This window comes from Micromonospora sp. NPDC051006 (assembly GCF_044456245.1).
GTDB lineage: Bacteria > Actinomycetota > Actinomycetes > Mycobacteriales > Micromonosporaceae > Micromonospora.
In genome coordinates this window covers 85,599-97,677 of record NZ_JBITFP010000007.1, presented here as the reverse complement: position 1 = coordinate 97,677, position 12,079 = coordinate 85,599, and the positions used below count along the sequence as shown (strand labels likewise).

Below are 12,079 nucleotides of genomic sequence, written 5' to 3'. Positions count from 1 at the left end.
TTCTCTACCGTCGAATCGTGGGGGCTGGGCAGTCGTGGAGCCGGCCGGCCCGGCGGCACCGCCCGATGCGCACCGGGCTGGCGTTCACCGGGATCGGTGTGGCGTTGTGCTGCGTCGGTGTGTCCGGCCTGGGCGTGTGGAACCTGCAGTTGGTCACGCAGGCCGCCGGGCCGGTGCGGGAGACCACCGACGAGTTCATGCGCTCGGTGACCGCCGGCGACACCGACGGGGCCTACGAGCGGCTCTGCGCGGACGCCCGCGGCCGGTGGAGCGAGATCGGGTTCACCAGTTGGATGCGGACCCCGCCGATGGTTCGCGACTACGAGATCACGGACGTGTCGGTGTCGACCCGCGGCGGGCGTCCCCGGGGCACGGTGACCCTCGAGCTGACCCGCGACAGCGGCGCGACCGAGGAACGCAAGCTGCCGGTGGTGCTCGAGGACGGCCAGTGGCGGGTCTGCGGTGACCCGCTCTGAGCGGCGCGGCGAGCGGTGAGCCGGGCGGCGGGCCGGTCCACCCGGAGCTGCTGCGCCAGCGCCACGGGGTGGAGCGGACGACCTCCATCGAGCTCTTCTTCGACCTGGTTTACATCTTCACGATCACCCAGCTGGCGCACTACCTGAGCGACCACCTGGACTGGCGGGGCGTCGCCCGGGCCGGGGTGTTGCTGGGCCTGGTCTGGCTGGTCTGGATCTACACCGTCTGGGTGGGCAACTGGCTGCAGCCGGACCGCACGCCGGTACGGGCCATGCTGCTCGGGGTGGCGTTGGGCAGCCTGTTGCTCTCCGCGGCGCTGCCGGCCGCGTTCGCCGGCAGCGGCCTGCTCTTCGCCGCGACCTACGCCGTCGTGCAGGTGGGACGCACGGTGTTCGCCCTGTGGGCGGTACGCGGTCAGGCCCGGCTCAGTGACGGCTTCCGCAAGTCCGCCGTCTGGATGACCGGCACCGGCGCGCTGGCGGTCACCGGCGGCCTGGTGGACGTGCCGGCACGGGAGCTGATCTGGACCGCGGTGATCGTCATCGACGTGCTCGGGCTGGCGACCGGGTTCCCGGTGCCGGGTCTGGGCCGCGCCCGACCGGAGCACTGGGAGGTGGAGGGCGGGCACCTGGCCGAGCGCTGCCAGGCGTTCATCCTCATCGCGCTGGGCGAGTCGATCCTGGTCACCGGCGGCACCCTCACGCAGCGGCTGGACCGGGTGACGATCGCGGCGTTCCTGCTCGCCTTCGCGGGCTCGGTGGCCCTGTGGTGGGTGTACTTCGACCGGTCGGCGCCGGCCGGGGTGGCGGTGCTGGCCGGCGCGGGCGAGCGGACCGGGCGGTTGGGGCGGCTGGCCTTCAACTACCTGCACCCGCTGCTGGTCGCCGGGATCGTGGTCACCGCGGTCGGCGACGAGCGGCTGCTCAGCGGCCCGGGCGAGCGGGCCGATGTGGCCAGGGCGCTGGTGGTGCTGGGCGGCCCGGCGCTCTTCCTCGCCGGGCACGCCGCCTACCAGGCGGTGCTCGGGCAGCCCGGGTGGGCCAGCCGGGGTGCGGGGGCGCTGCTGCTGCTGGCGTTCTCGGCGGTGGCGGCGGCGCTGCGGGTGCCGCTCGCGGCGGCTGCGGGGGTGGCGCTGCTGGTGACGGTCGGCGTGATCGTGGCCGACCGGCTACCGGGGCGGTGGTCGCCTCAGCGGCGCGGGCCGAGGTCGCCGCTGCGGTAATGCCGCCGGCACAGCACCTGGTAGCGCACGTCGGCGCTGTCCACGGTGTCGCCGATCACCACCTGTTCGCCCTCGCGGGCCACCCGCCCCTCGACCACCCGGGCGTTGAGCAGCCCTTCCCGGCCGCACCAGCAGAGCACCTCGACCTGGATGCGGGCCACCTCGTCGGCCAGTTCGAACAGCCGCTGCACGGCAGGGAAGAGGCAGGAGCGGAAGTCGGTGGCCAGCCCGAAGGCGTAGACGTCGACGTCGTAGCTGTCCACCAGTTCGGCCATCTGCTCGACGTGCTCGACGGTGTAGAAGCTGGCCTCGTCGCAGATCAGGTAGTCGACGCGTACCCCCTCGGCCCACCGGCCGCGCACCAGCGCCCGCAGGTCGAGGTCGTCGGTGACCTCGATGGCGGTGTGCGCCAGGCCGATGCGGGTGGTGACCTGCGGTCCCAGCGACCGGTCGATGCGGGTGGTGACCAGACCCCGGCGTCCCTGCCGGGCGTGGTTGTAGTTCATCTGCAGCGCCATCGTGGACTTCCCGCAGTCCATCGGCCCCCAGAAGAACTTCAGCGCGGCGGCGTGCAGCGGCCGTCCGTCCAGCCCGCGCGACGCGGCGCACCCGGTGGGGGAGTCGTCCGGCCCGGCGAGGGGGCGGGCCAGGCAGGTCGGTGCGGCAGCGGCGTCGTCGGTCACGGTCGGGCAGCCTAGCCCATCGACAGCCCCGGATCCGGTCGGGGGGGGGGGGGGGCCGGCCCCGGCGCCCCCCCCCCCCCCCCGACCGGGGTCAGAGCACCCGGGGCGGGGTGTTGCCGGCCGCGACGATGGCCCGGCGCATCGGCACCGCCAGCAGCAGCAGGAAGCCGACCACGAAGAAGATCAGCAGCGAGACCAGGCCCACCCGGTAGGACGCGGTGAGCTGGAAGACCAGGCCGAACGCCAGCGGCCCGAGCCAGCTGGTGCCCTTGTCGCTGATCTCGTAGAAGCCGTAGTACTCGCCTTCCTTGCCGGTCGGGATCAGCTGGCTGAACAGCGACCGGCTCAGCGCCTGGCTGCCGCCGAGGACCAGGCCGATGGCGGCACCGAGGATCATGAACGGCAGCGGCGCCTCGGCGGGCAGCCGGAACGCGGCGATGATCACACCGGTCCAGAGCACCAGGCTGAGCAGCACCGTCTTCCAGGCTCCGATGCGCTTGGCGAGCGCGCCGAGCGACAGCGCGCCGCCGAAGGCGAGGAACTGCACCAGCAGGATGGTGACGATCAGGGTGCTCTGCTCCAGCTTCAGCTCTTCGGTGCCGTACTGGCTGGCCAGGGTGATGACGGTCTGGATGCCGTCGTTGTAGACCAGGAAGGCGAGCAGGAAGAAGAGCGTCAGCGGGTACGCCTTGATCTGGCGCAGGGTGCGGCCGAGCTGCCGGAAGCCGTCGGTGAGCACGTTGCCGCCGCCGGTCAGCGCCGCCTCGCTGGGACGCTCGCGCAGCCAGCGCAGCGGCACCAGGGTGAACAGCGCCCACCACACGCCCGCGGAGACGATCGACCAGCGGGCCAGGTCGAGGGTGCGCTGCGGGTTGCCCTCCTCGCTGAACAGGGTGACCGCGACCAGGTTGAGCGCGAGCAGCAGGCCGCCGCCGAGGTAGCCCAGCGCCCAGCCGCGGCTGGAGATGCCGTCGCGTTCGTCGGGGCCGCCGAGCTGCGGCAGGAACGAGTTGTAGACCACGATCGCCGCGCCGAAGCTGATGTTGGCGATCAGGAAGAGCGCCCCGCCGAGCAGGTAGCGGTCACCGGTGACGAAGGCCATCGCGATGGTCGCGCCGCTGCCGGTGAACGCCGCGCCGGCCAGCAGCCGCTTCTTGTGCGCCGACCGGTCGGCGATGGCGCCGATCACCGGCAGTACGAAGACGGTGAGGAACACCGACAGGGAGATCAGGTACGGGTAGTACGAGCCGGCGGCGACCCGGATGCCGAGCGGGTGCACGTAGCCGTCGCAGCTGTCCGCGCCGAGTTCGCAGCCGGCGGCGAGTTCGGCGACGGTGGTGAGGAACGGTCCGAGGAAGACGGTGATGACCGTGGTCTGGAAGGCCGAGTTCGCCCAGTCGTAGATGTACCAGCCGGTGCGTTCGCGGCGGGTGCTCGCCGGGGGTGGAGTGCTCGCCGTGGAGGTCACGGTCTCGGCCATCGGTTCCTCGCCGGGTCAGGCGGCCCAGTGGCCGCGGCTGCGGTAGACGTCGCGCAGCACGCCGACGTGATCGGTCATGATGCCATCCACACCACGATCAAGTAAGTCGTGCATTTCGGCGGGTTCGTCGATCGTCCAGACGTGCACCTGTAGGCCGAGTGAGTGGGCGTAGCGCAGGAACCGGCTGTCGACGACCGGCACCCGGCCGTAGCGGACCGGGACCTGGGCGGCCACCACGGACGGCGGCAGCCGCAGCCGGCTGCCGGTCAGCGAGGCCATCCGCAGCCGGGCCACCCCGCGCATGCCCAGCGAGGTGGCGACCCGCCCCTCGGTGAGCGCCCGCAGCCGGGCCAGCCGGGCGTCGCTGAACGAGGCGAGCAGCACCCGGCCGCCCGCGCCGACGCGGGCCACGGTGGCCACGGTCGGCTCGACGCCGGGGTCGGACTTCACGTCGATGTTGAACCGCACCTCGGGCCACGCGCCCAGGACCTCGTCGAGGCGGGGTACCACGGCGGCGCCGCCGACGCGTACCGCGGCGAGGTCGGCCCAGCGCAGATCGGCGATGCGGCCGGGCTCGCCGGTGACCCGGCGCAGGGTGGCGTCGTGGAAGACGACGCTCACCCCGTCGGCGGTGGCGTGCACGTCGGTCTCCACGTACCGGTAGCCGAGCGCGACCGCGCGGGCGAACGCCTCGGCGGTGTTCTCGTCGCCGTCGGCGGCGCCGCCGCGGTGGGCGAAGGCGAGCGGCGCGGGCGCGTCCAGGTAGGGATGACCGGTCAGCACGCAGCGCAGTATGCCCGGTGCCGGTGGCCGTCGGGTGGCCGGCCGACGACTGTTCAGAGCCGGTGTTGGTCCCCGCACGCCGGGCGCCGCACGGGGACCGGCCGGGGTCAGCGCCCCAGGAGCCGGAGCGTCTCCTCCCAGAGGCGCTCGGCGTCCTTCTCGTCCAGGGCGTACGGGAGCACGCCGCTCATCCCGTCGGCCCGCTCGGTGAGCAGCACGGCCTCGTTGCCGTCCTCGAAGTAGCGGCCGGTCACGCCGTCGACGTGCGGGGAGGCGGCGAGCAGGACGGAGGTGGCGGCGCCCTGCTGCGGGGTCTTCCAGCCCGGCGGCACCGCCAGGCGGTTGCCCTGCTCGTCCACCGCGCCGACGTACCGCAGCTGCGCGTCGTCGAGGTGCCGCTGCAGGTTGGTCATGATGCCGCCGGGGTGCAGGGCGTTGACGGTGATGCCGTCGGCGGCCCACCGGCTGGCCAGGGCGACGGTGAACAGGATGCTCGCGGTCTTCGACTGCCCGTAGGCCGACCAGGCCTCGTACGGCCGGTCGGTGAAGTGGATGTCGTCGAAGACGACCGGGGACTGCTGGTGGGCCGAGGAGCTGACGACGACGATCCGGGCGCCCCGCGCGGCGGCGAGCGCGTCGTGCAGACCCAGGGTCAGCGCGGCGTGACCGAGGTGGTTGATGGCGAACTGCCGCTCCCAGCCCTCGACGGTCCTGCTCACCTCCGGCAGGGCCATGACCCCGGCGTTGTTGACGAGGATGTGCAGCGGACCCATCCAGCCGGCGACGAAGGCGTCGATGGAGCCGCGGTCGGCCAGGTCGAGGCGGGCGACGTGGACCGTGCCGCGGCTCGTGCCCGCGGTGATGTTGGCCGCGGCGCGCTCGCCGGCGGCGGTGTCGCGTACGGCCAGCGTCACCTCGGCGCCGGCGTCGGCCAGCGCGCGGGCGGTCTCCAGGCCGATGCCGGACGCGCCGCCGGTGACCACGGCCCGCTTACCGGTGAGGTCCACGTCGGCGATCACGTCGGCGGCTGGCGACTGTGCGGAGTAAGGGGTGGTAAAGCGTGACATTTCGGAACTCCCGGGGTGCAGGGATGGTGGGAAGGGGTGGGTCGGCGGGTGTCAGGCCGCGGCGCGGCGGATCAGTCCGAGGGCGCGGCGGATCCGGTCGCGGAACTCGTCGCGGGTGGCCGAGGTCGACTTCCAGGTCAGCGCGGCGGCGAAGAGCACGTCCATCACGTCGTCGGCACGCAGCTCAGCGTCGAGCAGGCCGGGCGGGGCGAGGGCGTCGATGTGGGCGCTGAGCGTCGCCCGGGCCCGCTCCTGGTAGTCGTGGAACATCGAGCCGAGCTGGGGCTCGCTGTTCTCCAGCAGCTCGTTGAGGTCCCGGGCCAGCTGGGTGTCGATGTACTGGCCCATCAGCGCGTCGAGCCCCGCGACGATCCGCTCCTCGAAGCTCAGCGTCCCGTCGGCGAAGCGTGCCTCCATGCCCTGCTGGGCGCGCTCCATGACGCCCTGCATGGTGGCGCGATAGAGCTGCTCCTTGTTGGCGAAGAGCAGGTAGAGACCGGGCCGGGAGATGCCGGCGGCCTTGGCGACCAACTCCATCGACGTTTTCTGGAATCCGTAACGCCCGAACACGCCCACCGCCGCGTCGAGGACGGCGGCGCGCTTCGGGTCGTCGTACTCCACGTCCGCGTTGCTCACGCTAGACAGCCTAGACAACTTTCCGAATATTGTCTAACGCGTCAGGCCGGCGGGCGGCGGCGGTGCTTTCGGCTGGTGTCCGCGGGGCGACCGGGGTCGACGTGCCGGGGGCGCTCGGGTTCATCCGGACGCAGCGGGACCAGCGCGTCGGTGATTCGGTCGATGATCCGGTCGGTGGCCCGGCGGGCCGCGCCGGGCGTGCCGGGGGCCAGGCTGCTGAGGTCGATCGGGTCACCGAAGTGCACCCGGATCACCGGGCGGCGCACCAGTGCGCGGGCGAGTCCGCGCAGTAGCCCCTTCGGCGCCCGGTACGGCAGCACCTCGTGCGAGCCCCACTGGGCCACCGGGATCACCGGGGCGCCGCAGGAGAAGGCGAGCCGGGCGGCACCGGTCTTGCCCCGCTCGGGCCACATCCCGGGGTCCAGGCCGATGCGGCCCTCCGGGTAGACCAGGATCACCGAGCCGGCGGCGACGGCCGAGGCGGCGTCGTCGAGGGCCTGGCCGACGGCGGCGGTGCCCCGGTCGACGCGGATGTGCCCGGCGTGGCGCATCGCGGCTCCGATCACCGGGGCGCGGAAGAGCCCGGCGGTGGCCATGATCCGGGGGGCGACGCCCCGACTCCGGCAGGCCGCGGTGAGCACCACCGGGTCGAACGGGCTGATGTGGTTGGCGGCGAGGATCAGCGGCCCCCGGCGCAGCGCCTCGGGCACCTCCCCGCTGACCTCGAGCCGGGCCACGGCGGCGACGACGCCGCGAGCGAGCAGTTGGGCGGCGCGCCAGATCGCCGGGGGCTGCCAGGTGGTGTGGGCGGTGTCCATCAGCGCTGAATGGTCGCACGCGCTGCCGGCCTCGCGGCGGTGAGGGCGATTCTTTCCCTCTCGGCAGCCCCGCCGCAGGCCAGAGCCGGGCGTGCGGTGCCCGCCCGGCGGGCCGCGCGGCCCGGGGTGATCAGGGTCATTGGTCCCGGGGCGATTCGGGCCCCCCGCCCCTGCCGATTCTTCTACGACGAGCAGTAGTATTTACTACGTCCCGTAGTATGAATAGCTGGGGGTTCCAGGTGGACGCGTTGGACGTCGCCCGCTGGCAGTTCGGTGTCACCACCGTCTACCACTTCCTCTTCGTGCCGTTGACCATCGGCCTCTCCGTGCTGGTCGCCATCCTCCAGACGATGTGGCACCGCACCGGCAACGAGCGCTACCTCAAGCTCACCAAGTTCTACGGCAAGCTCTTCCTGATCAACTTCGCGATGGGGGTGGTCACCGGCATCGTGCAGGAGTTCCAGTTCGGAATGAACTGGAGCGACTACTCCCGCTTCGTCGGCGACATCTTCGGCGCGCCCCTGGCCATCGAGGCACTGGTCGCCTTCTTCCTCGAGTCCACCTTCATCGGACTGTGGATCTTCGGCTGGGACCGGCTGCCCAAGCGGGCGCACCTGGCCAGCATCTGGGCCGCGGCGATCGGCACCAACCTCAGCGCGTACTTCATCCTCGCCGCGAACTCCTTCATGCAGAACCCGGTGGGCTACCGGATCAACCCGGACACCGGCCGCGCCGAGCTGACCGACTTCGTCGCGGTGCTCACCAACAAGGTCGCCCTGGTCACCTTCCCGCACACCATCGCCGGGGCTTTCCTGGTGGCCGGCTCGCTGCTCGTCTCGGTCGCCCTGTGGCACCTGATCCGCCACCGCGACCCGGCCGAGGCCCCGACCTACCGCTTCGCCGCGAAGTTCGGCTCCTGGGTCACCCTGGTCGCCGCCGCCGGCGTGCTGATCACCGGTGACATCCAGGGCAAGATCATGACCCAGGTGCAGCCGATGAAGATGGCCGCCGCCGAGGGCCTCTACGGCACCGAGAGCCCCGCCTCGTTCTCGGTGCTCACCGTCGGCAGCCTCGACGGCTCCCGCGAGATCTTCTCCATCAAGATCCCCTACCTGCTGTCCTACCTCGGCACCGGCGACATCAACGGCACCGTGCACGGCATCAACGACCTGCAGGCCCAGTACGCCAGCCAGTACGGCCCCGGCAACTACGCCCCGATCATCCCGGTCACCTACTGGAGCTTCCGCTTCATGATCGCCTTCGGGCTGGCCGCCGCCGCGATCGCCCTGCTGGTGCTCTGGACCCACCGCAAGGGCCGCACCCCGAGCAGCCGCTGGCTGCTGCGTGCCGGCCTGGCCATGCCCGTGCTCCCGCTGCTGGCCAACTCCTTCGGCTGGATCTTCACCGAGATGGGCCGCCAGCCGTGGATCGTCTTCGGCGAGATGCTCACCCGCAACGGCGTCTCCCGCAGCGTGTCGCTGGCCGAGGTGCTCACCTCGTTCACCGCGTTCACCCTGATCTACGCCACCCTCGCCGTGATCGAGTTCAAGCTGCTGGTCCGCTACGCCAAGGCCGGCGTACCCGACCTGACCCCGGAGCCCGAGATCGACGACAGCCACGACGACGCCGAGCGCCCGCTCGCCTTCGCCTACTGACCCCGGGGAGCGCACCGTGGACCTCACCACCATCTGGTTCCTGCTCATCGCCGTGCTCTTCACCGGCTACTTCATCCTGGAGGGCTTCGACTTCGGCGTCGGCATGCTGCTGCCCGTGCTCGGCCGCGACGACCGGGAACGCCGCGTCCTGATCAACACCATCGGCCCGGTCTGGGACGGCAACGAGGTCTGGCTGATCACCGCCGGCGGCGCCATGTTCGCCGCGTTCCCCGAGTGGTACGCCACCCTCTTCTCCGGCTTCTACCTGCCGCTGCTGCTGATCCTGTTGGCCCTGATCGCCCGCGGCGTGGCCTTCGAGTACCGGCACAAGCGCCCCGAGCCGTCCTGGAAGCGGCGCTGGGACGCGGCGATCTTCTTCGGCTCGTTGGTGCCGGCGGTGCTGTGGGGGGTGGCGTTCGCCAACATCCTGCGCGGGGTGCCGCTCAACGCCGAGCACGAGTACGTCGGCGGGCTGTTCGACCTGCTCAACCCGTACGCCCTGCTCGGCGGCGCGACCACCGCGGCGCTCTTCCTGACCCACGGCGCGGTGTTCGTCGCGCTGAAGACCGTCGGTGAGATCCGCGAACGCGCCGGCGCGCTCGCGGTGCGCGTCGGCGTGGTCGCCGCAGTCCTCGCCGTGGCGTTCCTGACCTGGACGCTGGACATCCGCTCCAGCACCGCCGCCGTCGTGCTCGCGGTCGGCGCGGCGCTCGCGCTGCTCGGCGGTCTCGCCGCCGCCCGGGTACGCCGGGAGGGCTGGGCGTTCACCGGCACCGCCGTGGCGATCGGCCTGGCCGTGGCGACCCTGTTCGCCGCGCTCTTTCCGAACGTGCTGCCCTCCACCCTGGACGCGGCCGGCACGCTGACCGCCACCAACGCCGCCTCCACCCCCTACACCCTGAAGATCATGACCTGGGTGGCCGTGGTGTTCACCCCGGTCGTGCTGGCCTACCAGGGCTGGACGTACTGGGTGTTCCGCAAGCGCATCGGGGTGGTGCACATTCCCCGGCACTGACCGGGCCGGGCCCGCCGCGTCCGCGCGGTGGGCCCGGTGCGTCGTAAGGTGAGGCGGTGACCGGTGCGCCGTGGACCCCGCTGCTCGGCGCCGCGACACCGTTCGTCGCCGCGCCGATGGCCGGCGGTGCCACCACCCCCGCCCTGGTACGGGCCGTCACCGGGGCGGGCGGCTTCGGCTTCCTCGCCGCCGGCTACCGGACCCCCGAGGCGGTCGCCGCCGACCTGACCGCCCTGGCGGCCACCGGCACCGAGTGCGGAGTGAATCTCTTCGTCCCCGGCCCGCGTGAGATCGACGAGGCCGGCTTCCGCCGCTACGCCCGCCAGATCGCCGTCGAGGGCGAGCCCTACGGCCTGGACCTGACCGACGCTCCGCTGGTGCACGACGACGACCAGTGGCCCGAGAAGATCGACCTGCTGGTGCGCCAGCCCGTGCCGGTGGTCAGCTTCACCTTCGGGCTGCCCGACCCGGCGGCGCTCGCCGCGCTGCGCCGGGCCGGCTCCCGGGTGCTGGTCACGGTGACCTCGGTGCCCGAGGCGCTCGCCGCCCGGGACCTCGGCGTCGACGGGCTGATCGCCCAGGGCACCGAGGCCGGCGGCCACAGCGGCACCCACACCCCGGGCCGGCCTGCCGCGCCGGTGACGACCCGGGCGCTGGTACGCGACGTCGCCGGGGCCACGGGACTGCCCGTGCTGGCGACCGGCGGCGTCGCCGGCCCCGCCGACGTGCGCGACCTGCTCGCCGCCGGCGCGAGCGCGGTGGCGGTGGGCACCCTGCTGCTGCGCACCGACGAGAGCGGGGCCAGCGACACCCACCGCGCCGCGCTGGCCGATCCGGCGCGGACCGGCACGGTGCCGACCCGGGCCTTCACCGGCCGGCCCGCACGCGGGCTGCGCAACGCCTTCATCGACCGCTACGAGCCGGTCGCGCCGCTCGGCTACCCGGAGCTGCACCACCTGACCCGGCCGCTGCGAGCGGCTGCCGCTGCGGCCGGGCATCCGGACCGGCTGCACCTGTGGGCCGGCACCGGCTACCGCCACGCCGGGACCGGATCGGCCGCCGCGGTCGTCGAGCGGCTCACCGCGACGCTCTGACGCGGCGGCCGCGATCGCGACGAGCGCCGGTGGGCGCGTCGTCGGCCGGGGGCTCGGACCGACGCGTCCACCCGCGCGTCACACCGCCGGCGTTGCTCCGCCGGCGGCCAGGGCGAGCTCGGCGTCGGCCCGCTGCCGCACCAGGGTGAGGACGCGTCCGGCAACGGCCAGGTCGTCGGCGGGGATGTCGCCGTACAGCCGGGTGGTGATGGCGGTGACGGCCTCGGCGACGCGGCGCTGGACCGCGCGGCCGGGGTCGGTGAGCGCCAGGCCGGAGCCGCCGGCGGGCGCTCTGCCCAGCAGACCGGCGTCGGTCAGGTCACCGACCACCGCCAGCACCGCCGATGCGTCGATCTTCAAAGCGCCGGTCATCCGCTGCACGAGGTGCGCCGGTTCGACGGCCCCGTCCTCGGCGGCGACCGCGTTCAGCGCGAGCGACTGCTGGAAGGTGAGGCCGAGCCCGGCCAGTTCCCGCTCCAGCAGGCTCCGGGTGGCGTAGTGGGCCAGGCCGATGATCTGGCCGTTCAAGGTGGTCATGACACTCCTCGCCGCATTCGTTGGAAGGGCCAACGTTGGTATCGCCAACATAGCAGGATTCGTGGGTCACACCAACGATTGGGTTAGGCTTGCGGCATGGACCACACCGGCGAGCAGGAGAGCCTCACCCGGCTGCTCACCACCCCGAGCTGGCTGCTCAGCCAGAGCGCCGCCCACGCCGGCCGACTGGTCAGCGACGGTTTCGCCAACATCGGTGCCCGCGGCTACCACTACCGGATCCTCGCCGCGCTCGAGGAACTCGGCCCCGCCAGCCAGGCCGACCTCGGCCGACGTGGCGGCATCGACCGCAGCGACGTGGTGGCCACCCTCAACGAACTCGCCGCGAAGAACCTCGTCGTGCGGGCGCCCGACCCCGCGGACCGACGGCGGAACGTCATCACCCTCACGCCCGCCGGGCACCGCGAGCTGCGGCGGATGGAGAAGGCCCTCGCCGGCGTCCAGGACACCCTGCTCGCCCCGCTCACGCCCACCGAACGCGACCAGCTCACCCGCCTGCTCGGCAAACTCCTCGCGCACCACCGGCAGCGGCACTGACCGGCGGAAAACGACGGCGGGGCGTACGGCGCCAGCGCCGCCGCCCCGCCGTCGGCG

At 72.8% G+C, this 12,079-nt stretch carries 13 protein-coding genes; 6 read left to right on the top strand and 7 right to left on the bottom strand.

Annotated elements, in window-relative coordinates; genetic code table 11:
* Positions 1-17 precede the first annotated feature (17 nt).
* Together ACIBBA_RS14395 and ACIBBA_RS14390 are read left to right on the top strand one after the other, a co-directional pair.
* Entirely contained in the window at positions 18-476 is a 459-nt protein-coding gene (locus tag ACIBBA_RS14395) for a hypothetical protein (RefSeq protein WP_396697221.1), read from the top strand.
* Positions 477-544: 68 nt separating this feature from the next.
* Positions 545-1,699, top strand: a complete 1,155-nt coding sequence (locus ACIBBA_RS14390) for a low temperature requirement protein A (RefSeq protein WP_396697219.1) — start codon at positions 545-547, stop codon at positions 1,697-1,699.
* On the opposite strand, the gene ACIBBA_RS14385 is transcribed toward ACIBBA_RS14390, so the two are convergent.
* The 6 genes from ACIBBA_RS14385 to ACIBBA_RS14360 form a co-directional block, all read right to left on the bottom strand.
* A complete protein-coding gene (locus tag ACIBBA_RS14385; protein WP_350874414.1) occupies positions 1,666-2,382 on the bottom strand; it encodes a thymidine kinase in 717 nt (238 codons plus the stop codon). The two genes, ACIBBA_RS14390 and ACIBBA_RS14385, sit on opposite strands and share 34 nt — an antisense overlap.
* A 91-nt stretch (positions 2,383-2,473) precedes the next feature.
* Positions 2,474-3,862 carry an MFS transporter gene (locus tag ACIBBA_RS14380; RefSeq protein ID WP_350874415.1) on the bottom strand — a complete coding sequence of 463 codons (1,389 nt, stop codon included), beginning with the start codon at positions 3,860-3,862 and terminating at the stop codon, positions 2,474-2,476.
* A gap of 15 nt (positions 3,863-3,877) precedes the next feature.
* Complete coding sequence (locus tag ACIBBA_RS14375; protein ID WP_396697217.1) at positions 3,878-4,645, bottom strand: glycerophosphodiester phosphodiesterase; 768 nt, start codon at positions 4,643-4,645, stop codon at positions 3,878-3,880.
* 107 nt (positions 4,646-4,752) lie between these two features.
* Complete coding sequence (locus ACIBBA_RS14370) at positions 4,753-5,712, bottom strand: SDR family NAD(P)-dependent oxidoreductase (protein ID WP_396697215.1); 960 nt, start codon at positions 5,710-5,712, stop codon at positions 4,753-4,755.
* Positions 5,713-5,763: 51 nt separating this feature from the next.
* Positions 5,764-6,348, bottom strand: coding sequence for a TetR/AcrR family transcriptional regulator (locus ACIBBA_RS14365; protein ID WP_396697213.1), 585 nt, complete (start codon positions 6,346-6,348; stop codon positions 5,764-5,766).
* Between the two features lie 41 nt (positions 6,349-6,389).
* Complete coding sequence (locus tag ACIBBA_RS14360; RefSeq protein ID WP_350874421.1) at positions 6,390-7,166, bottom strand: lysophospholipid acyltransferase family protein; 777 nt, start codon at positions 7,164-7,166, stop codon at positions 6,390-6,392.
* A 239-nt stretch (positions 7,167-7,405) separates the two neighbouring features.
* On the opposite strand from ACIBBA_RS14360, the gene ACIBBA_RS14355 reads away from it, so the two are divergent.
* Genes ACIBBA_RS14355 through ACIBBA_RS14345 form a run of 3 tightly spaced genes read left to right on the top strand, consistent with a single transcriptional unit; the run spans position 7,406 to position 10,930 of the window.
* Positions 7,406-8,821, top strand: coding sequence for a cytochrome ubiquinol oxidase subunit I (locus ACIBBA_RS14355; RefSeq protein ID WP_396697479.1), 1,416 nt, complete (start codon positions 7,406-7,408; stop codon positions 8,819-8,821).
* A 16-nt stretch (positions 8,822-8,837) separates the two neighbouring features.
* Positions 8,838-9,836 (top strand): cytochrome d ubiquinol oxidase subunit II, encoded by a 999-nt coding sequence (gene cydB, locus ACIBBA_RS14350; RefSeq protein WP_350874423.1) that lies wholly within the window; start codon positions 8,838-8,840, stop codon positions 9,834-9,836.
* 56 nt (positions 9,837-9,892) lie between these two features.
* Positions 9,893-10,930, top strand: coding sequence for a nitronate monooxygenase (locus ACIBBA_RS14345; RefSeq protein ID WP_396697210.1), 1,038 nt, complete (start codon positions 9,893-9,895; stop codon positions 10,928-10,930).
* 78 nt (positions 10,931-11,008) lie between these two features.
* On the opposite strand, the gene ACIBBA_RS14340 is transcribed toward ACIBBA_RS14345, so the two are convergent.
* The gene (locus ACIBBA_RS14340) at positions 11,009-11,467 is read right to left on the bottom strand and encodes a MarR family winged helix-turn-helix transcriptional regulator (protein ID WP_396697208.1); all 459 of its coding nucleotides are present in this window, start codon (positions 11,465-11,467) and stop codon (positions 11,009-11,011) included.
* A 96-nt stretch (positions 11,468-11,563) separates the two neighbouring features.
* Between ACIBBA_RS14340 and ACIBBA_RS14335 the strand changes: the two genes are divergently transcribed.
* Complete coding sequence (locus ACIBBA_RS14335; RefSeq protein ID WP_396697206.1) at positions 11,564-12,022, top strand: MarR family winged helix-turn-helix transcriptional regulator; 459 nt, start codon at positions 11,564-11,566, stop codon at positions 12,020-12,022.
* Positions 12,023-12,079: the final 57 nt, after the last annotated feature.

Excerpts from the sequence above, each read along its gene's own strand:
- ACIBBA_RS14380 (WP_350874415.1), bottom strand. The coding sequence starts at position 3,862 with ATGGCCGAGACCGTGACCTCCACGGCGAGCACTCCACCCCCGGCGAGC.
- ACIBBA_RS14370 (WP_396697215.1), bottom strand. The coding sequence starts at position 5,712 with ATGTCACGCTTTACCACCCCTTACTCCGCACAGTCGCCAGCCGCCGAC.
- ACIBBA_RS14360 (WP_350874421.1), bottom strand. The coding sequence starts at position 7,166 with ATGGACACCGCCCACACCACCTGGCAGCCCCCGGCGATCTGGCGCGCC.
- ACIBBA_RS14340 (WP_396697208.1), bottom strand. The coding sequence starts at position 11,467 with ATGACCACCTTGAACGGCCAGATCATCGGCCTGGCCCACTACGCCACC.
- ACIBBA_RS14335 (WP_396697206.1), top strand. The coding sequence starts at position 11,564 with ATGGACCACACCGGCGAGCAGGAGAGCCTCACCCGGCTGCTCACCACC.